General features: G+C 54.8%; 23 protein-coding genes. 18 read left to right on the forward strand and 5 right to left on the reverse strand.

Annotation, left to right across the window (positions count from 1 at the left end; genetic code table 11):
• Positions 1-141 precede the first annotated feature (141 nt).
• From GIV35_RS04430 to GIV35_RS04500, 15 genes are all read left to right on the forward strand, one after another.
• The gene (locus GIV35_RS04430) at positions 142-756 is read left to right on the forward strand and encodes a hypothetical protein (RefSeq protein WP_236265658.1); all 615 of its coding nucleotides are present in this window, start codon (positions 142-144) and stop codon (positions 754-756) included.
• Between the two features lie 97 nt (positions 757-853).
• Positions 854-1,864, forward strand: a complete 1,011-nt coding sequence (gene tssA / locus GIV35_RS04435) for a type VI secretion system protein TssA (RefSeq protein ID WP_236265660.1) — start codon at positions 854-856, stop codon at positions 1,862-1,864.
• Between the two features lie 25 nt (positions 1,865-1,889).
• Positions 1,890-2,411, forward strand: a complete 522-nt coding sequence (gene tssB, locus GIV35_RS04440) for a type VI secretion system contractile sheath small subunit (RefSeq protein WP_202691774.1) — start codon at positions 1,890-1,892, stop codon at positions 2,409-2,411.
• A 36-nt stretch (positions 2,412-2,447) separates the two neighbouring features.
• Entirely contained in the window at positions 2,448-3,926 is a 1,479-nt protein-coding gene (gene tssC / locus GIV35_RS04445; protein ID WP_202691773.1) for a type VI secretion system contractile sheath large subunit, read from the forward strand.
• A gap of 65 nt (positions 3,927-3,991) precedes the next feature.
• Positions 3,992-4,465, forward strand: coding sequence for an Hcp family type VI secretion system effector (locus tag GIV35_RS04450; protein ID WP_047710936.1), 474 nt, complete (start codon positions 3,992-3,994; stop codon positions 4,463-4,465).
• 52 nt (positions 4,466-4,517) lie between these two features.
• Positions 4,518-4,991, forward strand: coding sequence for a GPW/gp25 family protein (locus GIV35_RS04455; protein ID WP_082642599.1), 474 nt, complete (start codon positions 4,518-4,520; stop codon positions 4,989-4,991).
• On the forward strand, positions 4,984-6,861 hold the full coding sequence (gene tssF / locus GIV35_RS04460) for a type VI secretion system baseplate subunit TssF (RefSeq protein WP_223023565.1): 1,878 nt from the start codon (positions 4,984-4,986) through the stop codon (positions 6,859-6,861). Before GIV35_RS04455 ends, tssF begins: the two co-directional genes overlap by 8 nt.
• Complete coding sequence (gene tssG, locus GIV35_RS04465) at positions 6,825-7,832, forward strand: type VI secretion system baseplate subunit TssG (protein ID WP_236485887.1); 1,008 nt, start codon at positions 6,825-6,827, stop codon at positions 7,830-7,832. The genes tssF and tssG overlap by 37 nt, the downstream gene beginning before the upstream one ends.
• Before the next feature lie 21 nt (positions 7,833-7,853).
• Positions 7,854-8,243, forward strand: coding sequence for a DUF4280 domain-containing protein (locus GIV35_RS04470; protein WP_236264645.1), 390 nt, complete (start codon positions 7,854-7,856; stop codon positions 8,241-8,243).
• A gap of 16 nt (positions 8,244-8,259) precedes the next feature.
• On the forward strand, positions 8,260-10,215 hold the full coding sequence (locus GIV35_RS04475) for a type VI secretion system Vgr family protein (RefSeq protein ID WP_202691770.1): 1,956 nt from the start codon (positions 8,260-8,262) through the stop codon (positions 10,213-10,215).
• Positions 10,202-10,717 carry a type VI secretion system lipoprotein TssJ gene (gene tssJ, locus GIV35_RS04480; RefSeq protein WP_202691769.1) on the forward strand — a complete coding sequence of 172 codons (516 nt, stop codon included), beginning with the start codon at positions 10,202-10,204 and terminating at the stop codon, positions 10,715-10,717. Before GIV35_RS04475 ends, tssJ begins: the two co-directional genes overlap by 14 nt.
• Positions 10,710-12,050: a type VI secretion system baseplate subunit TssK gene (gene tssK, locus GIV35_RS04485; RefSeq protein ID WP_223023567.1), complete on the forward strand. Its 1,341-nt coding sequence runs from the start codon at positions 10,710-10,712 to the stop codon at positions 12,048-12,050. Before tssJ ends, tssK begins: the two co-directional genes overlap by 8 nt.
• Entirely contained in the window at positions 12,047-13,270 is a 1,224-nt protein-coding gene (icmH, locus tag GIV35_RS04490) for a type IVB secretion system protein IcmH/DotU (RefSeq protein ID WP_236264646.1), read from the forward strand. Before tssK ends, icmH begins: the two co-directional genes overlap by 4 nt.
• Before the next feature lie 45 nt (positions 13,271-13,315).
• Positions 13,316-16,525: a type VI secretion system membrane subunit TssM gene (tssM, locus tag GIV35_RS04495; RefSeq protein WP_236264647.1), complete on the forward strand. Its 3,210-nt coding sequence runs from the start codon at positions 13,316-13,318 to the stop codon at positions 16,523-16,525.
• A gap of 134 nt (positions 16,526-16,659) precedes the next feature.
• Complete coding sequence (locus GIV35_RS04500) at positions 16,660-17,943, forward strand: OmpP1/FadL family transporter (protein WP_236264648.1); 1,284 nt, start codon at positions 16,660-16,662, stop codon at positions 17,941-17,943.
• A 235-nt stretch (positions 17,944-18,178) separates the two neighbouring features.
• Here the strand turns inward: GIV35_RS04500 and GIV35_RS04505 are convergent, their stop codons facing one another.
• Together GIV35_RS04505 and GIV35_RS04510 are read right to left on the reverse strand one after the other, a co-directional pair.
• The gene (locus GIV35_RS04505) at positions 18,179-19,486 is read right to left on the reverse strand and encodes an ATP-grasp domain-containing protein (RefSeq protein ID WP_236264649.1); all 1,308 of its coding nucleotides are present in this window, start codon (positions 19,484-19,486) and stop codon (positions 18,179-18,181) included.
• Between the two features lie 15 nt (positions 19,487-19,501).
• A complete protein-coding gene (locus GIV35_RS04510; protein WP_236264650.1) occupies positions 19,502-20,443 on the reverse strand; it encodes a radical SAM protein in 942 nt (313 codons plus the stop codon).
• Between the two features lie 447 nt (positions 20,444-20,890).
• Here GIV35_RS04510 and GIV35_RS04515 point away from each other — a divergent pair, with 447 nt between their 5' ends.
• Both GIV35_RS04515 and GIV35_RS04520 read left to right on the forward strand, forming a co-directional pair.
• On the forward strand, positions 20,891-21,271 hold the full coding sequence (locus tag GIV35_RS04515; RefSeq protein WP_202691762.1) for a DUF4354 family protein: 381 nt from the start codon (positions 20,891-20,893) through the stop codon (positions 21,269-21,271).
• 132 nt (positions 21,272-21,403) lie between these two features.
• Entirely contained in the window at positions 21,404-21,739 is a 336-nt protein-coding gene (locus tag GIV35_RS04520; protein WP_080751086.1) for a hypothetical protein, read from the forward strand.
• 396 nt (positions 21,740-22,135) lie between these two features.
• Here GIV35_RS04520 and GIV35_RS04525 read toward each other — a convergent pair whose 3' ends face one another.
• The 3 genes from GIV35_RS04525 to GIV35_RS04535 are packed head-to-tail and all read right to left on the reverse strand — an operon-like array spanning position 22,136 to position 23,604.
• Entirely contained in the window at positions 22,136-23,170 is a 1,035-nt protein-coding gene (locus GIV35_RS04525) for a tyrosine-type recombinase/integrase (RefSeq protein WP_169918282.1), read from the reverse strand.
• On the reverse strand, positions 23,171-23,383 hold the full coding sequence (locus GIV35_RS04530; protein ID WP_054898133.1) for a DUF4224 domain-containing protein: 213 nt from the start codon (positions 23,381-23,383) through the stop codon (positions 23,171-23,173).
• Between the two features lie 2 nt (positions 23,384-23,385).
• On the reverse strand, positions 23,386-23,604 hold the full coding sequence (locus GIV35_RS04535; protein WP_169918283.1) for a hypothetical protein: 219 nt from the start codon (positions 23,602-23,604) through the stop codon (positions 23,386-23,388).
• Positions 23,605-23,780: 176 nt separating this feature from the next.
• Here GIV35_RS04535 and GIV35_RS04540 point away from each other — a divergent pair, with 176 nt between their 5' ends.
• Positions 23,781-23,972, forward strand: a complete 192-nt coding sequence (locus tag GIV35_RS04540; RefSeq protein WP_233093651.1) for a hypothetical protein — start codon at positions 23,781-23,783, stop codon at positions 23,970-23,972.
• Positions 23,973-23,981 lie beyond the last annotated feature (9 nt).

The following is a 23,981-nucleotide window of genomic DNA, read 5'->3' on the forward strand; positions in this document are numbered from 1 at the left end:
GTTGTGTCGGCTGTTTATGATGATTGGATAAGGAAACGTAAACGTTATTGCTTTCTTTGCGCAGCTGACTATTAAGACCTGTAGCCATACGGACGGTGGCTACTCAGGTGAGCGGCAAGCAGGCAGCTGTACAGGGTCTGGATGATGGAATCTAAACGGTTAAAGGAGCTGATCACGGGAGATCCTGAAATCGCCAAGTGCATGCTGAATCCTCAAGATGAATGTTTCGACTGCGCGGTTAACGTGGCGCGTATATTACGCGCGAACAATGTACGACACCGCATAGTAGGCATGTTGATCTGGGAAACTTTATCCCGAGCGACCGATACGCACTTTGTCGTGGCTGTCTATGATCTGGATGATTCACGTAAGCGCGATAATCCGGATGAGCCATTCATTGTCGATCCTACCTCCGCGCAGTTTTTGGAGTGCGGCCCTCTGTTTGAGTACTTTCATGACTGGCGGTGTCAGTTGATAGAAGGCACGGCGCTGGGGCAAAAGTTGATCAAGCTGAAAGAATACGACAACCCTTGTCAGGCCCAGCGCGATTTAAGGTTTTTTTACGATTTTCCGAGTGAGTTTGATGGCGGCTGTTTGACCACTCCCATTTGGTATATTGAATATCGCAATGACACAACGCTAGGGGAGTCTCTTGATGACTCGAGTGGCGCGAAGGCCGTGGTCTCGAATGTTTCACTGCTTGGTATGTCTGGCATTATTCGCATACTATTTACGCGTCGAAAGACTATGGGATAACCCCATTCAATATTGGCACAAATTGATATTGTACTGAACGCTGCGTCAAGCAACTTTACGCCTTGTAATAAGTAAACACTGAGATCGCTCTGCGCTTATGAATTATGTAGATGAATATATTAGCGTGCTCAGTAATCGCTCCTGTGGCCGCGACCTTGAGTATACGGCCGAATTCATCGTGCTGGAGCAAGCTTCACGTACAGCCGAAACTGTTGAATACGGCGAGCATGTGTATGTCACCCAGGCTATAGATTGGCCGCACGTTGAGGCCCTATGTCGAGGTTTGTATGAGCAGACACTGGACCTGCGGGTGATGGTCATTCTGGCACGTGCGTTGCTTGACCGCTGTGGCTTGAATGGTTATCTGGGCGGTTTGCGCCTGGTAGCCTGGTTGGTGCGGCACCGCTGGGAAAGCGTGCACCCGCAATTAGTCGCCGAGGATCAGTTCGATCCATTGATTCGGATTAATACCCTGGCAGAGCTGGTGGTACCGTCCACCGTGATTGGCGTGCTCAAGCGTCAGGTATTGGCACGCACCGAGGAAGGCCAAACGCTATGCCTTGGGGACCTGGACACTATTGGCAGCACTGAGGGCGCGCAGCATAGCGAGCAGTTGGCACTGTTGACCCAGTTGATAGAACCCAACTGCTCGACTGAATTAATGCGCAGTCTTGGGCTGATAAATGCTTTGCGCACTGTGCTTGATGAAATGACGGCGGATCTGGACGAAAAAACCGCTGTGCAGGGGATTTCACCTTTTCTTGGCTTAAGCAAATCGTTGCAAAAGTGGGGGCGGGTGGTCGAAGACCGTTTACGTTTAGTCGTGACGAAACGGCCATCGGTACAACCCTCAGAACGTGCATCTTCGGTCTCAAGGGCCCAAAACCACGAACGCACTGGCTCCACTTGTGACTCTCGGGAGGACGTGGTTCGCGCCTTGGATGCGATCTGCTCGTACTACCAACGGCATGAACCTTCAAGCCCGGTTCCCTTTTTGATCGCCAGGGTTCGCCGAATTACCACCATGAGTTTCATCGATATTATCGAGGAACTGGCACCTAACTCTGTTACCGACTTGCGCCGCTTGGGCGGCCGCGTCGCGGATTAATTAAACTTTTACCAGGTCGAGTCGTATGTCGAGTAATAACAGCGGTCAAAAATTCATTGGCCGGAACCGTGCGCCACGCGTGCAAATTGAGTATGAAGTTGAACTGTACGGTGCAGAAAAAACCGTCGCCATTCCGTTTGTTAACGGTGTGTTTGCTGATTTGTCAGGGGCGAACCGCAGTCTGTTGCCAATTTTCTCTGAACGTAAGTTTCTGGATATTGATATTGATAACTTTGATGACCGCATGGGTGCGATCAACCCTCAAGTAAAAATGACGGTGCCTAATAAACTCAGCGGTGACGGCCACCTGGCGATTTCCCTGAGCATGAGCACGATGGAAGATTTTTCCCCGGGTGCGGTCGCACGCAATGTCGAGCCGTTGCGCGAGTTACTTGAAGCGCGCAATCAACTGGCAAACTTGTTGACGTACATGGATGGTAAAAGCGGTGCTGAACAATTGATGGCTCAATTGCTGGAAGACCCGGTGTTAATGGCCTCGTTACTGGCACAGAGCAATCCGCCTACCGATGCGGCAGTGGATGTTTGACGCGTGTTTCCCATTCTTATTTAACAGGTGTAATCCATGTCTGGTGTTGTTCAGCAGTCCATTCCAGTCGTCGTTTCCAACAGTGAGTTTAATGATCTGTTGCAACGCGAATTCAAACCTCGCAGTGAGCAGGCCCGGGGCCTGATTCAGTCGGCCGTGCACACGCTGGCCAAGCATGCATTGCGCAATACTCAGCTGATTGCCGATGACACGTTAAGTACCATTTCAGCGTTAATCGCCGAGATTGATCAAAAACTCGCCGAGCAAGTCAATGTTGTGTTGCATCACCCCAATTTTCAAGCCGTTGAATCGGCCTGGCGGGGCCTGGAATATCTGGTCAGCAACACGGAAACCGACGAGCAATTGAAAATCAGGTTTTTCAATGCATCAAAGGCTGAAGTCGCTCATGAGTTGAAAAAATTCAAAGGCGCAGCGTGGGACCAAAGCCCGCTGTTCAAGAAAATTTATGAGCATGAATACGGGCAGTTTGGTGGTGAACCGTTTGGTGTGTTGATTGCCGATTACTATTTTGATCACAGCCCGCCGGATATGGCGTTGCTCGCCTCAATGGCCAAGATTGCAGCGGCGGCCCACGCACCGTTGATCAGTGCGGCCATGCCAAGCGTGCTGATGATGGATTCCTGGCGTGAACTGGCCAACCCACGTGATCTGACGAAGATCTTTCAAACCGCTGATTATGCGGCGTGGCGCAACCTGCGCACTAGTGAAGACTCGCGCTATGTGGGGCTGACAATGCCGAGATTTCTTGGGCGAATTCCGTACGGCGCTAAAACGGCCCCGGTGGACGAATTCGCTTTCGAGGAAGTGACCGATGGGCAGGCCGACAATTATCTGTGGACCAACGCGGCTTACGCCATGGGCGTCAGTATTAACCGATCGTTCAAAGAATACGGCTGGTGCTCACGTATTCGCGGGATTGAATCGGGCGGCGCGATCAGTGATTTGCCCCTGCACACCTACCCAACTGAAGACGGCGGCGTGGACATGACGTGCCCCACGGAAATCGCGATCAGCGACCGACGTGAGTTGGAGTTGGCAAAGAACGGTTTTATGCCGTTGGTGCATTGCAAAAATTCGACGCTGGCGGCCTTTATCGGTGCGCAGTCGCTGCACCAGCCCCAGGAATACAGTGATCCCGACGCGACAGCCAACGCCAAGCTGTCTGCGCGCCTGCCTTACTTGTTTGCCACGTGCCGTTTCGCGCATTACCTCAAGTGCATCGTGCGCGACAAGATCGGTTCGTTCAAATCACGCGCCGAAATGGAGACCTGGCTTAACAACTGGATTATCCGTTACGTCGAGCGCAACCCAAGTACCGCGACGGATGCCGATAAGGCACGCAAACCATTGGCCAGTGCCGAGGTTGTGGTCGAGGACATTGTGGAGAATCCAGGGTTTTACCAAGCCAAGTTTTATTTGCGCCCGCATTACCAATTGGAAGGCCTGACCGTCTCGCTGCGCCTGGTTTCTCAACTGCCCTCCGTCAAGAACTGAGGCCGACGAGTTTCGCGCTCAAGCTGTTATTCAACGCACTATTTTCCTGAACCAGAAGGCTCATCATGATTGCTCTCAAGTTTGAAACCGAGATTAAAGGCACCTGCACCGAAGCGAACCATAAGGGCGAGATCGTTATTGACTCGTACTCTTTTGGTTCTTCCCGTTACGTAGCGATTAATGACGGCGAGCGTCAAACCGGCGTTTCGAATATTTCGGAAATGAGCCTGACGAAGTCCACTGATATTTCTTCCCCCGATCTGTTTCTGCAATCGACCAATGGCAAGTCCTTGGGCGTCGCCACGCTGACGGTGCTGCAGACCGGCGGCAGTACGGAAGATACGCAGCCGTATTTGATTATTACCTTGAGTGATGCGCTGCTCACCAGCTATGTCATTGAAGGTTCCAAGAGTCGCCCGACCGAGCGTCTTCACTTGAGCTTCACCAAAATCAAATTCAAGTACGTTGAGTTCAACGGCAATACCAAGAATGGCGATGTTGAAAAAACCTACGATTTGTTGGCCAAAAAAGCCGGTTGATAGGTTTCTTCGGTTGTTTGATAACCGCCCAATAGTCTGTTGAGGTTTCTGTATGTCTATTGCCACAGCATCACTGCTGGATCGTTTGACCAGCTCTACCGGTGCCTATGGCAATGACCTGACGGCGCCTCCAGACGGTGTAGGGCGGTTATGTCATGAGTTGGCACAGTTGTTCAATTCAACAGGGTTGGGCTGCTTTTATGAACTGAGCGGGCAGCCGCGGGTTGCCCGCTCGGTACTCAATTGTGGCCTCGGTAATTTTGCGGGTGTGCTGTTGTCGAGCGTTGACCTCAAAGCACTGGAACTTCGTATTCGTACCTTGATTCGAGATTTTGAACCCCGGGTGCTCAGCCATACTTTGCAGGTACAACTGTTGCCTGGTTCTGGTAGCTCTAGCTATTTCAAGTTTTTGTTACAAGGCGAAACCCGCCACCGCGCCTCGCAGTGGTCGTTTCGGTTGCAGGCTTCGTGGAATACCGAGAGCGGTGAAGTGAGCGTCCAGCCATATGGCAAGCATCATGGATGATCGCCTATTACGTTTGTATGAGCGCGAGCTGAGTTTTTTGCGCGAGGCGGGCAGTGAGTTCGCCAGGGATTACCCGAAGGTGGCCAGCGCTTTGGGGTTGGGCCCTGACGAGGTCACCGACCCGTCGGTGGAGCGCTTGCTCGAAGGCTTGAGTTTTCTCACCGCCCGCGTGCAACTGCAAATGGAGGCGGAATTTCCAACGTTCACACAGAACCTGTTGGCGTTGATTCAACCACAGTTTTTGCTGCCGGTGCCCTCAATGGCGGTGGTCCAGTTTGCTCCGGACCTGCAAGAGGGCAGCTTGGTGTCGGGCTATACCCTCCCCAGCGATACGGCCCTGCGGTCAAGCCTGGATCGCGAGGGGCAAGTGCCTCGTTGCGAGTTCAGAACCCTTGCGCCGGTCACGTTGTGGCCGATTCGTCTGGAATCTGTGGGCTACCTTCCCAGCTCCCGATTGCTTAAAGGTTTGCCGTCGGCGTTGGCCGATCAAGCCGTGTCTGCGTTGCGCTTGAATGTACGCACGACCTCGGGCCTACGCTTCGAGCAATTGGCACTTGAGGCGCTGACATTGTTTCTGCCTGGCAGCGATTCATTGCCGATGGTTTTACAGGAGGCGTTGCTGGCACATGCGTGTGGCGTACTCGTGCGACCGGCCGAAAGTGATGCACCATGGGAACATTTGATCGAACCGCACCAGATAACGCAAACCTATCGGGAGCCAGGCGAGGAGGGGCGGCAAGTACCCTTATCGTTGAGCAATTCAGCGTTTGCCCAGCTGAGACAGTTTTTGGCGTTCGCGCCTGCCCAAAGATTCGTGACTTTAGGCGGATTAGGGCCGGCGGTGCGCGCATGTCGCACTGATCAGCTGGAGTTGGTAATTCTATTTCGGCCACTCACGTTACCGCTCCCCGCACGTTTGGATGTCAGCAGTTTTGCGCTGTTCTGTGCGCCGGCGATCAACCTGTTTGCCAAGTATACCGATCACGTTGCGTACGACCCGCACCGCCAAGAGTTGCCGGTGGTTGTCGACAAGTCCAATCGTCTGGCCCACGAGGTGCTGGACGTTCTCTCGGTGCATGGTTATTGCGCTGGGTCCAGGGAACGGCTGGTGTTTTTGCCTCTCTATGCGCCTCAGGCACTGGCTGGCAGCGGTGTGCAACCGGCGGGTTTCTATCAGTTGCATCGCGGTCTGAGCCGCAGGCCCGACAGGGCGATGAGCCGTGAGTCCAACTATCAAGGCAGCGAGGTCAGCCTATCGTTGGTTATCGCTTCGCTTCCCGAAGGCGAGAGTGACCTTCAGCAACTGGCGCTGAAAGTACGGTGCTCCAATCGTGATTTACCGTTGAGGATGCCACTGGGGCAGGGCAACACGGATTTTGCACTCGATGTCAGTGCGCCAGTCTTGTCCGTGCGCTGTGTCGCCGGCCCCTCCAAGCCGGTACCCGCGCCGCTTCAGGGGGAGCGGCAATGGCAAGCGATACGCCATCTTTCGCGCAACTTTTTGCCGTTGGCCGAAGAGGATGGCAAGGCGGGCGCGCGGGCGCTGTGCGATCTGCTGTCCTTATACATCGCCGACGATAGCGTGAGCAGCAGGCTGTTACAGGCTATCCATTCGTTGCGTGCACAGGTGACCACACGACGGCTTCCGGGGCCCGGCCCGGTGACGTTTGGCCGAGGGTTAAAACTCATATTGACGCTGGACGACGGCGCTTGTGAGAGCACAGGAACCTACGCGTTCGGCTCGATACTGGAGGCGTTCTTCGCACATTACTCCGCACTTAACTCGTTCACCGAGACCGAGTTGCACAGTGTGACACGCGGTCATATCAAGACATGGCGGGCGAGGGCGACTCAATGCATGACCTTGTGACTCGCCGACCCTCTTTAGGTCAATGGCCATGGCGCTATGAATTTTTCAGTGCCATGCGCTGTATTGAGTCTGCCTACCCGCAGATGCCACGCTGGGGGACCGCTGACCATCTGCGCGACGACCCTGTGCGTCTGGCGCAGCAAGTGTCCCTGGCGTTTCAGCCGGCGATGATTGCCGGTTGGCGCTTGCGTGAAGGGCAAGCGGCCTGCCTGATGGTCAATTTCTTCGGTTTGACCGGCGTTAATGGGCCGATGCCATTACATTTCAGTGAAAGGCTATTGTCGTTGCAGGTCAATCATAACGACCCTGGCGCCGCGCATTTTCTCGATGTCTTTCATCATCGCTTGTTGAGTTTGCTCTACCGCAGTTGGGCCATGGCTCGCCCGGTGGTGTCGGCTGATCGGCCAGCACACGATCGCTTTCGCGACTACGTATCGGCTTTCTCACCCGCACGAATGAGCGCATTACCCGAGGCTGGAACTTATTACGTCAACCAGATGGTCGACCAGCGACGCAGTGCTCGCGGTTTACTTGCGATGGTCAGGGACTTTTTGCAGGTGCCGGTCAGTGTGCAAACTTTGGTTGGGCGGCGTGCAGCCTTAGAGCCTGAGCAATGCCTCAGGCTCGGACGTCAGCGGGAGTCCAGCCAACTGGGCGTGGCAACGCTAGTGGGCAAGCATGCCTGGAATGTCCAACACAGTTTTACGCTGCAACTGGGGCCACTGTCGTGGTGCGATTACCAGAGGCTTTTACCCGGCGCAGCGTTCCTCTTGCCGCTCTATCAGTTGGTCGAGCGTTATGTCGGCCGCACTTTTCAATGGGACCTTCAATTACAGCTCGATCCTGCACAGGTCGTGCAGTTGCGCCTGGGAAGCCAGTTGCCGCTGGGCCAGGCAACCTGGTTGGCGGCTGTCGGCGAGCCGCGCACGCATCGGCATTGGCGTTTCACAGCGGCACGTTTTTTTCAGTGATTGATTCAGGAGCAAAGGCATATGCCGGCACAGGTGGTCATGGGGGCTTCGTTACGTTGTTCCTTCGGCAATACGCAAGCCAAGTTGATTGTACTGCCCATCAATCGAGTGTTTGCCGAGGGGCAATTGGCGGCGTCCATCATGGATCATCTGCCGATGGTCAACATCTGCTCGTTTGGAATGTGCAGCTCCCTGGCCAACCCACAGGTCGCGGCGGCGACATCGGCAGCGATGGGGGCATTGACGCCGATGCCGTGTTTGCCGGTAACGGTCACGCCATGGATTCCCGACGTTACAAAGACCTTGATTGGCAAACTCCGTGCTTTGGGCAGTACCGCAACCTGCTCCTGCACCTGGGCAGGCCTGATTCAGGTTGCGGATCCAGGCACCCGGAAAACACTGATCTCATGATTAAGCGAGTCGCATGATGAGCAGTTTCAAGGCTAGTCAGATCAAGGCGCCTTCAGCGGCCGGCACGTTATCGCTGATTCATTTTGAAGCGAGCGAGGGGCTGAGCATGCTCGCGCAGTACACCCTTGAGGTACAGGGCAGCAAAACCGAGTTGGACGCCAATCGGTTGCTCGGCCAGACACTGGGTGTCGGCTTGAGTGCTTCCGATGGCGGTGTGCGCTGGGTACACGGGCATATCAGCGCGGTAGCCCAAGATGATCGATTTGGTCAGCAGGGGCGCTACACGCTGACGTTGCGCCCGTGGCTGTGGTTGTTGACGCTGGCGAGCCACAATCGTTTTTTTGAGGAAAAAACGGTAGTCGAGGTGCTGACGGCGGTGCTGGACGAGTACCCGGGTACGGTGGATTGGCAAGTGACGGGGCGCTATGACGCCTTGGAATACTGCGTGCAGTACTGCGAAAGCGATTTCGATTTTTTCAGCCGACTGATGGAGCGTGCAGGGCTCTATTATTTTTTCACTTTTAAGGACGGTAGCCACGAGTTGGTTATCGTCGATGCCATGAGCGCCCACAAAACGGCGGCTCACTGCGACAAAATGAGCTACAGACCGCACCAGCCCCACTTCATCGCCAGCGTTTTCAGTTGGGTATCGCGGTCTGAAATGACGACGGGAAAGGTCTCGCTGCATGACTACGATTTCAGCAAGGCCAATAGCCGTGAGGCTAGCGTTCAACGCGGCGAGAGCGCTGTCGCTGCTGGTTATGAGCTGGACGATTATGAGCGGTCGTCGTACCCCGGTTTCTTTGCCGATCAGCGTGCCGGCGATGCATTCGCCAAGGTACAGGCGCAGGCTCTGCTCACCCGCCAATGCGTGGCGCACGCGACCCACTCGACACCCTACCTGACGCCTGGTCACCGCTTCGAACTCACCGATCATCCGCAGTCGGCTCATAACGCCAAATACCTGGTGGTGCGATCAACCCTGACAGGCAGTTGCCCGGAGTCGACGGGCGGGCTTGGCGAGCTTCGTTTTGAAGGCTCGGTTGAGGTGATCAAAACCAGCCAGATATTCCGTGCGCCCATTTGCACGCCAACGCCGGTCATTAGCGGGCCGCAGACCGCCTTTGTGGTGGGTAAATCCGGCGAGCCACAGTGGGTGGATAAGCATGGCCGGGTCAAGGTGCAATTTCATTGGGACAGCAGCGGCAAGGAAAACGAAAACTGTTCCTGCTGGGTACGTGTCGCCCAGCCGATGGCTGGCAAACGCTGGGGCGCAATGTTCTTGCCGCGCGTAGGGCAGGAGGTGGTGGTGCAGTTTCTGGACGGCAGCCCGGACCGACCTCTGGTGGTCGGCGGCGTTTATAACGCTGGAACCCGGCCACCTTGGGATTTACCCGACCAGGCTTCACGCTCTGGCTTCAAATCGCAATCGCTTGGCGACCAGCAGATGTACAACGAGCTACGTTTTGAAGACAAGAAGGACGCAGAACAACTGCTGATTTATGCGGGGCGCAACCAGGATGTCACGGTGGGCAATGACGCGTTCGTCAGTGTGGGCAACGATTGGCATATCAGCACGGGAGCCAACCAGTTCGTCAAGGTTGCCAAGGACCTGCACGAGTCGGTGGAAGGCAGTCGCAATGTCAAGGTAAGCAAGGACTGCTCGTTGAGTATTGACGGGGACAGCCACTCACAAGTTGAGGGCAAACAGTATTTGACCGCAGGCAGTGTGGACCTCAAAGGTCAGCAAACGATCACCCTTGAAGCCGGCAGTGAGTTGGTGCTCAAGGTCGGTTCAAGCTCCTTGGTACTCAGCGCTTCGGGCGTGGCGATCAATGGCGTCCAAGTCACGATTGACGGCTCTGCAAAGGTCGATATCAACGGCGGTGGCGGTGGTGCTGCTACCGGTGCTGATGCAGCTCAGCCCGTCGCTGCAACACTGCCGGAGGAAGCCGACAATGGTCAGGCTTGAGTCGTTGGCACGGTGGTGGCTGGCGAGCGGATTGCTGGCGTGCATGACCGGTTGCAGCTTCTTGGCCGAGCCCGTACCTGAGCCCGTCGCGGACCCTCACCTGACCCTTGCCTTGCAGACGTCTCTGGACGCCAATCGCAACCTTTACGGCAGGCCATCGCCGGTGCGGGTGCAGGTGTTTCAACTGCGGCATCGTCAAGCCTTCGAGCAAGCCAGCCTGGCTCAATTGAGTTCGGCGGCCGAGCAGGTTTTACGCGCTGACTGGCTGGGGCAGGAGGTGGTTGTGCTGCGCCCCGGCGAACGTTATCGCTACCACTTCATCCCCGAATCACGCATGCGCTACATCGGCATCATTGCCGAGTACCGCGATATTGATCAGGCGCGCTGGCGAGCCATCACCTTGCTGGATCAACGCAAGACCCCAGAGCTATCCGTCCAGATCGGACGGCATGCCATCGAGTTCATGGCCCCCTCAATGATAGAGCTACAAACGAATGATTAACCAACCTAAAGTCGTGTGGTCCGAAGGCATGTTCCTTCAGCCTCAACACTTCCAACAACACGAACGCTACATTCAAGCCCAACTGGTTCAAGCACTGCGTGCACTGCAAGTCGATGCCTGGGGGTTTACCGCGCTTAAAATTGACAAGGGGCAGTTGGCGCTGGGGTCCATAGTATTGACCGAGTGCGCAGGCGTGCTGCCGGATGGCAGTTTTTTTGTGCTTGGCGACGATGAACTGGCATTGTTGCGCTACACAGTGGTGGAAGGGGAGCGGGACCAGCCGGTGGTATTAGCGCTGGCGCTGCAACGCGGTCACGGTGTGGACACGGAAACGGCGCCTTCTGCCGACAGCCTCGCGCGCTATCGGGTGGTTGAGGCGTGCGTCCCTGATAGCAACGTACAGGGCAGTGAGGTGGCGACGTTGCAGTTGGGTCAACTGAACATGAAGTTGGCGCGTGAGCAGGATGTGGTGGTCTCCCATGTGTTTTTACCTGTCGCCAGGGTGCTTGAGCGTTCACCCGGGGGACAAGTGTTATTGGATGAGGAGTTTATTGCGCCGGTTATGGCCTGGCGGCGTTCGCCAAAGCTTGCGGAGTTTGTCGATGACATCATCGGGCGTGTTCGCCAGCGCGCCTTTACGCTGGCGGCGAACCTTGGCGTGCAGGGGCTGGGCGGGGTTTCCGAAGTACAGGACTTTTTGATGCTGCAAACGCTCAATCGCGCTCAACCCTTGCTGGTACAACTGGCCAGTCGCGAGGGATTGCACCCCGAGCAGCTCTATCGTTCGCTGGTAACGTTGGCCGGTGATCTGGCCATTTTTGTTGAAGAGAATAAGCGGCCCAAGCAATACCCAATCTACCGCCACGATCAATTGGCCGACTGCTTTACACCAGTGATTCAGGACCTTCGTCATGCCCTGAGTGCTGAAGCCGGCTCCGATGTGGTTCCGCTGGCGTTGAGTGACAGAGAGTTGGGGGTACGCTTTGCGTCGGTGCCCGACTCGCAGCTGTATCGATCGGCGCGTTTCGTGCTGGCTGTACGCGCGCAACTGCCTGACGATGAGCTGCGTAAACGTTTCCCGCACAACCTGAAAATTGGCCCGATCGAGTGTATGCGTGACCTGGTTGACCTGCAGTTACCCGGTCTGAAGGTGCATGTATTGCCTGCCGCGCCACGTGAGCTGCCGTATTACGCAGGCTTCAGTTATTTCGAACTGGAAAGTGAACATCCCTTGTGGGCTGGCTTGAGCAGCAGCGCCGGGTTTGGTTTGCATCTTGCCGGGGATTTTCCAGGGTTGCAGTTGGCTTTCTGGGCCATTAAGGCTGGCCAATGAGTACCGCTAAGCCAGGTTACTGGCGCCGCTGGGTGTCACGACGCAAACGGCCACTCGATGATGGCTATGATGAGCCGGCACGTACCGTTTCGGTTTCGGCAAATGAAGTGCTGGTGCAGTTGGCAGGCGATCTGCTCTACGAAGTCGTGCCGTTGCGTGGCTTGAATCATGCTCCGGATATCGATGAGCTACGCGCCCGGCTGATTACCCAAGTGCGTAGTTTTCAGCGCAATGCGCTGGAAGCGGGGATCGATCAGCATACCCAGGAGCACGCCAAGTATGCGCTCTGTACGTTGCTCGACGAGGTGATTGCCAACTGTGGCTGGGGGCAGGGCGCGTGGTCCAAGCAAAGCCTGTTGATGATCTTTCACAACGAGACAGCCGGTGGGGAAGGCTTCTTCGTTCACCTTGATGCGGCTGAACTCAGACCTGCGGAGAATCTGGCGCTGCTGGAATTGATGTACTTGTGTTTGGCACTCGGACTGGAAGGGCGCTATCGCATTCAGAGCGAGGGGCGTGCGGCCTTGGCGTTGCGCAGGCGTCAGCTTTACGAAACCATTCGGTTGCAGCGGGGCCATCATCCAAAGGTGCGTTTGAATGAGCACTTGCTCACCTTGAACCACGACTATTTCAGTCGGCGCGAACGCCTGTTCTGGTGGAGCTTTTGTTTTTGCTTGCTGGTGCTGGCGGGGGCCGGAGCACTTTACTTCGAGAAGCGCTCCTATCAACAACTGCAAGCTCTGCAAGCGCTGCGCCCGGCACAGTCGACCACGGTTGCACAAACACTGGCCGAAAAATTGGCCACCGACATCGAGGCCAATCGCCTGACGCTTATTGATGATGGGCGGAGCGTGCGCATTGTGCTCAGTTCCACTGGTTTGTTTGCCAGCGGTGGCAGCGAGATTGCCGAACAGACGCGTTCGCTGCTGTTGCGAATTGCACAGGCATTGGGCGAGTGGCAGGGCCGGATTCAGGTTATTGGCCACAGTGACGACACCCCCGTGGCTGGACGACTGGGGTCCAATGAAGCGCTGTCGCTCGCACGCGCCCAGTCAATCCTGAAGGTGTTGGTGGGCGACAAGCGTGACCCTCTGCGCTTCAAGGCCGAAGGTCGAGGTGCTGCCGAGCCACTGTTCCCAAACGACAGTGTGGAGCACCGTGCACGTAACCGGCGCGTCGAGATCTTGATCTATGCCCCAGAGCCTGTGGCGACCCCCTGATGGGCTAATGAAATTTCCCCCTCCTATGTGTGGATGATTGGCGTCATGCTTTTGCGATTCTTTAAAACTTTGTCACGGGCGGCCGTGATGGTCGCGATGTTGTACTGGGTGACGGTGCTGGTGCGTGACTATGGCCCTCGCTTGTCGATAGATGGCAGCATGCTGTTCACTGAGACATGGCAGCAATGGGGGGTATTGTTACCGTTATACGTTGGCGGGCTGATCTGGTTTTGCTGGAGATGGAGCGTTGATGCGCAGCGCGCCAAACACCGCGCTCTGGAGGTTCAAGTCGACTTGGAGAAACGGATAGCTCCCTGTGAGCGTGAGTTGCAATTGCGTGAGCAGCTTACACAGTGGCGCTTGGAGACACAGGTTGAGGGTGTCAGGCCAGCATTTTTGCTCTTCGATTTGCATACCACCTCGAACGTTGACCTGCGTATTGAGCGCGTAGGGCGTTACAGCGTGCTGACGGTGAGTGGCCGCTTGCTGTCCGAGGCTGAGTCGCGACGCTGGCAATGTTTGTTGGATGAACTCAAAGGCGCTAAACGTGACCGATGCGCTTTGGTGGGCGGCCTGTTGTTATTGAGTGCTCAGAAGCTGCTGGGAGCCGATGACGGCCAGGAGTTGCAAGCGTTGAGCCTGCGCGAGCGTCTGGAGGAGCTGGCGCGCGCGATCGGTAAGGGCTTGCCGATCCAGGCTATTGTGAGCCACTGCTCCAGCCTGCCGGGCTATGTGCCCTCGATTATGGGCTTGCAGGGCGAGGAGCGTGATTTGGCGATTGGCTTTCCTTTGGGGACTAACCAATCCAACCTCTTGCGATTGGCCGAACGCATGGGTAATCGACTTGAGTCCCTTGATGACAGCCTGCTTGATCGATTGCAGAGGGAGCCGCTGACCTTGCTGCGGACTCAGCTTTATGGGTTTTCACCGTTGTGGCGACTGTTCAGTGGGCACGTACAGGTTTTTTTGCAGGCGGTCTTTCATGATCAGGCGCGTTTGCAGTCGCTGCGCTTCACGGCGGGAGATTTGGCTGAAGACGTTCAAGGGGCTACGAGTTCGACGCTGTTACTGCGGACCTTGCACCAGTGTGAGCGTCATGGCGCCTGGCGTATGTTTCTCAAGCATTCTGCAGGTTGGGTGCGCTCGCATGCTCGGGTGTGTTTGATATTGATCGTGGCGGGTGTGTGTGCGTTTCTGGCCCATCATTATCATCATCAGGCGCGCATGCTCGATAAGCTGGCCGAGCAGCGGGAAGCGCTATTTAACCTTCGCCAGGGTGGACTTGAGCGGCTCACTCTCCTGACCGATATGGTTGATGTTTCGCAGGATAAGGGTTGGCTGCCCAGCCTGCAGCTTAACCAGCAACAGCGCCTGGTGACACTGATTCAAACGTTATACGAGCAAGCGTTGAGCGAGGTCGTTGCACAACCATTGGCCAACGCGTTGGAAGAGCGGATCAACAGTCCTAAGGCCCACGCTTACGACAATCTGCGCCTGTATTTGATGCTGGGCGGGCAAGGTCGTTTGGATACCGACTTTGTTGCACGCGAACTCAAGGTATTGTCGGATCAGCGGCTCCCTCAACCGCAACGTGAATGGCTGAGCGCGCATTTACAGCGGGTAGTACAGTCGATACCTGCTGCTGAATTGTTCAGTGTCAACGACGCCCTCGTGGAACAGGCGAGAGAGCACATCTCGCGTGAACCGGTGGCGCAGCGTGTTTACCGCCAGCTATCGACCGTGTTGCGAAACCTGCCCCACAAGGAGTTGAGCGTTGCCAGCGAAATCGGGACAGGAGGCTTGATGTTATTTGCCTCACGCTCTGGCCGCTCTATGACGCAGGGGGTGCCTTGGCTCTTTACCCTGGAAGGTTATACGCACTTGAACCAACGATTGGAGCGTTTCATTGCCGAGGCTTTGCGTGATGAAAGCTGGGTTATGGGGGCGGCTCGTCAGCAAGCTCTGCACCACGTGCGGGCCGAAATATTGGGTCTTTATCAACGTGACTATGTGAGGCATTGGGAGTACTTCGTCTCTGACTTAAAAGTTGCGGGCCTCAATGAGCCTGAACAATTGCCGGGGCGTCTGGAGCGTTTGTCACAGCAGGAAGGTGCATTGAGTCGATTGTTACAGTTAATCGACCGTGAAACCCGTTTAAGCCTCAATGCTGAGAACGACGGCATATTCAAGCGTCTTCGCGAGCGCACTGTTGCACTGAAGACACATTTGGGCGTCGAGGACAACGCCAAGGACATTCTCAATGACGCATCGGAGCAAAGTGCTGTAACGCAACACTTCGCTTCGTTTCATCGGCTGACCGAGTCTGTCGAGGGGCGGCCCAGCCTTCTGGATCAACTGCGCGAAGCGCTGGCTTACGCGGGGGTTTATCTGTCGGCCCGAGAAGCTTCAACAGCCTCGGGTTTATCACCACCCGACGTCAATGCGCTTGAGCGCTTGGACTCACTGACGAGCACTTTGCCGCTGCTGATAAGGCCGCTACTCAGCGACATCGTCAAAGTCGGTAAAGGTTGGGTACGTGCACACCAGTCCGTGACGCTCACAAAAAAATGGGCACAAGACCTTGGGCCTTACTGCGAGCGTGTGGTCCAGCAACGCTACCCTTTTGATCGCAATGCAAGCACCGATGTGCCACTGGAGGCTTTTAACCAGCTGTTTGCCGCTGAGGGGTTACTGCAAACATTTGGGCGCTTTTATCCTGGTCGTCACAAAGACGAAAGCACCTTACTTCGTCCCGACAACAGAGCGGTTGAGGGTGATGAGATCGACCCTTTGGTTCTGCTGCAATTTGACCGCGCAGAACATATCGGCAAGGTTTTTTTTCCTGCAGGCGCCGCGCAGGCGCACATTGATTTCGAAATTAGCCCGGTGACCATGGACGAAGAGATCGCCTCCTTCAGCCTGATCGTGGATGACCGGCAGTTGAGTTACTCTCACGGCCCTATTTTGCCGAGCCTGTTTACCTGGCCCTCTCAAGTGCTGGGTACGCGACTTAACGCGGTGGTGACGCTGTTGGATGGGCGTACCATACGACAGTCGCAGGAAGGCACGTGGGCGTGGTTTCGGCTTATCGACCAAGGGCTACTGAGCGCCGGCCCTACTGCCGATACGCAGTGGCTGACGCTTTCATTTGATGGCTATAACGTCATATTGCAGATACGCAGTGTGGGGCTTGAGCAACCCTTCGGTGACGCCAATGTGCGAGCGTTTCGCTGCCCTTATTCGCTGAGTACGTAACTGAGTGTTGCCGGGGCAAAGTTGGCATCGGTGGAACTAACCTGTGCAGATTTATTTCCTACAAGTTGCCCTACAACACTGACATTTGAATATTGTTACTTTCCTCTGTGGTGATCACCACGGAGCTCTAACTAATGAAGAAAGTAATGTTGAAAAAAACACTGGGCCTGGCTATTACCCTGGCCTCTTCACAAGCGTTTGCGGCTGGCTTTGCATTGAATGAACAAAGTATCAGTGGGATGGGAACAGGTTTCGCCGGACGGTCTTCATCGGCAGAAGATGCCAGTACTGTCTATGGCAACCCCGCCGGTATGGTTCGCCTGGACGGCCAGCAAATAACCGGTGGTCTCGCCGTTATCGACGCAACGAGCAACATCAGCCAGGCCAGCGGCAGTTCGAGTGGCAGTAACAAGGGCAACATGGTGCCGCTTACCGGCGTGCCTTTTGCTTTCTACACCCAAAAACTGAACGAGCAATGGGCTGTCGGCTTTGGTCTCTACGCCCCATTTGGCATGGTTGCCGATTATGAAAAAGGCTTCCAGGGCAAAGCGTTCGGCAGCAAGAGCGAGGTGAAAGTCATCACGCTCCAGCCAACCGTCAGCTATGCCTTCAACGATAGGCTGTCTGTCGGTTTTGGCCCGACCATCAACCGGGTTTCCGGTACTTTGGAGTCGGATATCAACCTTCCGAACCCAAGTCTCGCGTCCAACAATATCAAAATCAAGGGTGACGACACCGCCTTGGGTTTTAACGCTGGCGTGTTGCTTCAAGCAACAGACAGCACGCGGTTAGGCCTGACTTACCATTCGCAGGTCAAGTACAAGCTGGAGGGGCAAACTCAAGTCACTAAAGGTGCCAACGTTCCTGACGCAGTATTGAGCAGTGGCCGCTACGACGCATCTCTCAAAATTGATACGCCAGAGTCCTGGGATTTCTCTGTGACGCAAGAGGTGAATGCTGATTGGAAGCTCTATGCCGGGGCAACCTGGACACGCTGGAGTCGTCTCAAAGACATTACGGTCAAGAACGAGGGCGTTACTTACAGCAATGGTGTGTATGCTCAGGCTTTACTCAGTACCATTAAAGAGGAGCAAAACTGGCACGATACCTGGGCCTATGCCGTGGGAACCTCCTACCGACTGAACAAACAGTGGGTGCTGCGTACCGGTTTGACGGTTGACCAGTCGCCGACCAACAACACGGATCGCTCGCCACGTATTCCTACCGGGGATCGGACCATCTTCAGTCTCGGTGCTGGCTACGATGTTGCGCCGAACATGACCGTTGATGTGGCTTATGCCTATCTCAAGGAAGCGTCGGTCAAGGTTGACCGCACCAACGCGCTTGACCAGTACTACAAGGCCAAGTACGAAAACAGCGCCAATGGTTTCGGCTTGGGTGTCACTTACCGTTTCTGATTCGCTATCATCTTAAGCCCTGCTTTCTCACAAGAGAGCGGGGCGTTTTCGTTAATGGGAATGGGCGGTGCTGAAGCCCTTGGCTTCAACGTGTCAAGCCCGCTGTGCATTTGGCACTGGCGCAGAAACTGATTGCCAGAGAACGGGCGCGTAACAAGTGACGCTGGAAATCTCACGGAGAAATAGCCCGGCGATTGCCGGGCTGGTTTGCGTTCACGTTTTTAATGTCGTACCACTATTCGATATCGATCTTGATCAGTTCTCTGACTTTCCGGTCCAGCGCCTTGATAGCCGCTGGTGTATCTGCTTGTAACCACGCATCCACTGCAAACACCTCCTCAAAGTCGCCGCCGATGGACGTGCCGGGTGCTATATGGATATTCACACTCAGCACACCGGGCAGTTGGCGTGCCGCTTCGACGCCGTGGATCCCTCTTAAAATCCCACTTACTCGTGGGTAAACCGCAGACATCCCATGGTACCCGGACGCCATGGGGGGCTCGGGGAAACAAAACGGTTTGCCCAGCAGCTGTTGAACGTATACAGCTGCAAAGTCAACACCACGCAAAGCCAGCAGGCTTTCCCGCACACGCATTCCACCAACGCGTGGATTAACTTCGATAATGCTGGCACGGCCTTTGGAGTCGTATCGTAGTTCAACGTGACAGAAGCTATTCCTCAAACCCAGCGTGTTCAGTACCACGCGCGTGTAGATCAATATTTGTTGCTGTTCGTTGAGCGTAAGGCGAACGGGGGGGCTGACCAAAAGGTTTTCATAGGATGAGTATGAGCTCTGCTCTACGTCTAACTTATCGTGCATCACCAACGGCAGGATTTGGTGCCCGGTGCATAAACACTCGACACTGATTTCATAACCATCAATCGCCTCTTCGGCAAGCATCTCGCGCATGGGTTCGAAATGTTCGTCGCCAATGTCGTGGGCGCAAAAATATTCAGTGTAATAACCATGGCGAGCATGCTCCTGATAATGGCGGAATACGCGGCGCATGTCGGCAATATTCTCACAACGTGAAATAAAGCTTGAGCCCAAACCCACCACGGGTTTCAGTATCAGTGGGAAGCCCACATGCTCGGCGGCGACTACAAGGCTGGCATCGCCGATAACGCGTGCGTAACGTGCGGTATAGACATTGCGTTCACGCAGGCGCTGGCGCATGGCGAACTTGTTGTTGGCGAGGTACAACGCATCGACAGGAGGATGGGGCAAACCGCGCCGTGCGCAAAGTTCTGCGACCTGGGCCCCCAATAATCCTTCGGGTGTGAAGAAGCCGATACAGGTGCCGATGCCGACCACGGTTGCGTGTCGCTCCAGACGGCACACCATTATTTCCAGGCCGTCGCTGCTCCAGTCCGAGATGGGGATGGCGCGAAATGGCAAGGCATCTATGTCATCAGGAGTCAGGGCATCAGGTACGATGGCAATCATAGTCAACCCGGCCTGAGTGGCCGCGACGGCAATGGCACGTAAGTTTGGCAGGCGGATGGTCAAGTTTTCTATAACGATAATAGTGAGGGGTTTCATAGGGCGCTTAGTGGGTCAATAGACGAGAAGGGCGTCGTTGCCATCCGGGTAGTGCGAGACGATGTAGCCTTGATCATCAATCTCGTGCAGTGGCGGCAGGCTTGAGTTACCGGAAAGTGTTTTGTAGCGCTCCGCTGGATAGGGTGAGCGGGCGCGAATAAAACGCTGTCCTCCAATATTTTCGTAGCGCAGGACTTGACCTGGTGTGATGTAGTGCGTGCCCACGGCGGTGACGTACCCATAAGGCAATGCATAGGTACCTGAAAACGCCATCAATTGGGTAATTAGGGTATGGCCTTTTTTCACGGTGGTGCGCAGCGGTGCGCCACCTGGAGCGTCTGCGCAGTGCATTAAGTGATAAGGCGTGATTCCAACCGCGAGGAAATGATCGATAAGATTCTTAAGGCTGTGGAAATCGTCGTTGACCCCTTTGAGCAGTACTGCGTGGCCACGTGCGTTGATGCCCCGACGGCTGAAGCCATTGAGTGCCCTGATGACGTCTGGTTGCAGCTCGCTGGCATGGTTGATTGCAACGTCCAGAGACACGCTTGTGGAGCGCAGAGGATAGGCATAATCGACGTAGTTATAGCTGGCAATGCGTTCGATAAAGGCTTCATTAATGCACTCTGGTTGAAGCAGGGCGTGCCGGGTTGCGATACGAATGTTATTGAGATGGGGGATGCTCGCCAGGTTTTCCAGCAACGCGAACAGCTGTTTTGGTTTTACCAGCGGGTCGCCGCCAACGATTAAGGCTTGGGTGATGCGTGCATCGTTGCGTATGTACTCTATGGCGTTGATGAGGTTTTCTTCACTCATCGATTGGGGCTCGCAGCGCGCAGTGCTGGCTTTCTTGATGCAGTAGCGGCAGGGACAACCGAAATAAGGTGTCAGCTCAACCCGGTCTTCATCAACGCGCGATAAGCCGCAAGTGCAGTTTTTTTGCTGGTGATGGCGCATGCTTGTCGCTTCCATGTCGAGGACGGTGAGGGGGGACAGACGCTGATGTTGTTATCAGAGAACCATTAAAGTGCCATCCGACCGAATGGTTCTGATACCGCTATTCAGCGCAATTCAGAGTTATTCATAGTGAGTCCACCATGGCGCGCTTCGCTAATAACTTTATAGCGCTTACAAGGCCGCCTTCATTTGGCTGAAGGCGGTTGCTACGCCATCGCAGGATGGTTTCAAAATTATTCAGTGTGATTAAGTAGTGTGATGCGAATTTTTCCTTCTTGCCTTCGAAAGGTGCCGCTATCGAAATGGCTCGGCTGATTTATCAGTCGGACATCCTTTTAAGGAACGGCAGCTTAGCGATCTGAAAAGTACGTGGATTGCGTGTAATTCACGCATGGCTTTGAGCTCAATTGTTTAGGATTGAGGTTTAACACAGTCAGCGGACTTACTATGAAAATTTCAAGTGTCATTGCCTCAATCACTCTGAGCTGCATTACTCTCAGCGCACATGCAAAAGGTCTGGATCACGTAATAGTGGTCTCGACACAAAAAACTTCCGGGACTATGTCTGTGGGCGAGAAAAGTGCCTATACACAGAGTTTTGAAATTTTCTTGGGGAATCTCAAGGGACGCGGACTTGATTTGGCTGGCTACTGTTTGAAAGCTTACGGAGCTGAAGGCAAAGAATACAAATTGGATACTGTGGATGAGGTGCTTACCGTCGGAAAATTAAAAGTAGGCGCCCCGGTCCAAGGTATGGCAGTGTTTTCATCGGTCGACCCCAGCGTATATCAGCCGCTGATGATCAAACTCTCGGAAAACTGCAAATAAGCCATATCTGGGATATCAGCCCGCGGAATATCGCTCTGCGCTTTCTCGGTGCTCTGAGTAAACTGTGTCATTGACTGCACCTCTCATTTACAGCCCAAGGCTATTATTTTTGAATGTTTGCTGAGTAATGCAATGAAGAATGAGATAACTGAAAAAGAGATGCGCTGGGCATTGTTTGGTGTGTCTGAGTCCGTTGTATCGGCGGGGAATAAACATAGAACCCATCCTGCGCCGCAAGTTTCGACGATACCGAGCGTGAAATCAGAAAAACAAATAACCTCAAAGGCATTCACCTCTAAGCTTCGGGTGAAACTCAGAGTGGGTAATGAGTTTGAAGGGAAAATGTACGAAATAGTGCATGACGCTGATACGCTCAGTTCCCTCGTTGCTGAGCAAGAGGCTGCCAAGGCAGCGAGGAAAAAATATCGCTTTGTCGAGGTCATTTCGGTTAGACCATGTAGCGGATAACAGCTGTGTCTCGACGGTTGTTATTGCGCACGTCGCATGAATGAGTCATTTGCGACCTGCAGTGCAGGCGAGGGTTCCAAAGGCTGCTAGTTCGCCCGGCAACGAGTCAATGCTGAAGCTCGCCTCGCATACCGACGAAACATCATAAACGAAAAAACCCGCCAAACGGCGGGTTTTAAAGGGTTTCACAGACTTTACTGGCTGTCAGTGGAACGAGAGATGGTGCCCGAACCCGGAATCGAACCGGGACGCCCTTACGAGCGGGGGATTTTAAGTCCACAGACAATTACATGTAAAACAGTAGGTTAGCGATATTTACGGTCCGCAATTATTCTTATACGACTCGCTTGCAGCCCTTTGTTTTCAAGGGCTTATATTTTATTGCGGAACGGCTTTTTACTTTGTGGGGAGCACCTTTAGGCCTTTGCGGCGCCGGATATACTGCTCTGTCATGCCGACAGTTGTGTGCCCCAGTTGATCTCTCGCATCGCGAATACTTCCAGTCGATTCCTCCTTGTCTGTTGCCGCCTTTGCGCGAAGGTCGCGCATCTGAAAAGCAGACTTTTCAATCCCGGCCTTCATCCTGGCCGCGTCAAATCTCCCTCTAAGCATGCTCGTTGTCATCGCCTGGCCGTTGTCCATTACGACGAGCCTGGTTGAGCGAATCTTGTGCCCCTTTTTCCTTTCCAAAATGCGTTCAATAACCACCTTCAGCTCTCCTACAACCTCAATGCGGCGTTTTGCACTCGTCTTCCCCTGCTTGATCAGCAACTGGTTATCTAGCAGGTCACGCTCGTCCATCTTCAGCGTGTCGCCTATGCGCTGAGCCGTGAGATAGAAAAGGTCTAATGCGTCCTTGAGTGGCTGGTCAGCGTGCAGGTACACCGCCGCAAACATTTCGTCTTCGACGTAGGTGTCCCGGCCTGTTTCCTTGTTTCCTTTGATGCCGGCGCACGGGTTGGCCAGCGACGTATAGCCGCTTTGACGGGCGAAGTTCCAGATGGCGCTGAGCAGGGCTTTTTCTCGGTTGGCACGCACCTTCGCTGTCTTCGACCGATAACGCAGGTACTGAACGACGTGCTTCGGCTCGATCGCCTCAAGAGGGCCGGGTGGGTCATTGAAGAAGATCAGAAGTTGCTTCAGTTCCCTAGTGTTGTCCTTTTGTGTGGTCGAAGACTTCGTGGGCACAACCTCTTCCATATATTTGGCAGCGACGTACTCAAAAGTCAGTACGGCTTCTACAAGCGCACTCGCCGCACGGCTCTTTTCCAGTCGGGCGTATTCAACGATTGCGGCTCCGTAGTCGGAACCAAGCGCTATCTCCCTTCTCGGTTTGTCGCCTGCGTCGTAGTAGTAATAAACCCTTCCCCCTGGCCGCAGGCGCTTTCTAAGCCGAGGGATGCTGCCAGGGTTGGTAGGTCGCCTTGCCATTTACTGGATACCCATCCTTGGTTGCCATTCAGCCTTTTCTGGCTTGATATCTTTCGTACTGACCATCAACGATGCGGATATCACACACGGCCATCCGTTGCGCTTGATGGTGTGCCGTATACCGTTACGCGATAGGACTTGGATCTGGCCAGCTTTTGTCCTGGCGCCCGTCAATTCACAAACATCTTCGTGCGACAGAAAATGAATTTCCATAACTACCTCCCGCTGGCGGTGGGCCGCGCTGTCTTGATGACGTGGATTGCCAGGCCGAAGCTGATCAGCAGCCAGGCGCAAGTGCCGGCGAAGGCGTAGAGCAGTGCGTCGGTGGTGCCTATGCCGACAAGGCCGGGCCCGGCCCAGAAGAACCAGCCGAGTGTTCCTGCCAGGTACAGCAAAGCGCCCAGCAGTATCAGGGTTAGTTTCATAGCGAACATGAGGTGTGTCCTAGCCGCGCGAGGCGGCATATAGGGGATTGGAGTGATAGCTTTCTGCCTATCTTTCAAACATGACCGAAGCGGTGTACAAAAGGGTTCAACTTAGTTCGTGATGAGGCATGGACGTGTCACACAACTTCGATGCTCCGATAGCGCACGCTTACCGGGGCCACGTGATGTTTCTCAAGTTCGATTGGCGTCGCCCGAACGACCAGAGCCCTGTTGCTGCAAAGATCATTGAGCCAGCACCCATCAATGGCTTGGGTGAGGTTGCAGCAGAGTTGGAAGGCCCCTGGCCTGACTATCCGGCAGCGCTTGATGAGGCAATGGCGGCAGCTGAACGATGGATCGACAGTCAGTTGCCCTGACTCCGCTCA

This window comes from Pseudomonas sp. PA-1-6B, assembly GCF_021609545.1.
GTDB lineage: Bacteria > Pseudomonadota > Gammaproteobacteria > Pseudomonadales > Pseudomonadaceae > Aquipseudomonas > Aquipseudomonas fluorescens_BV.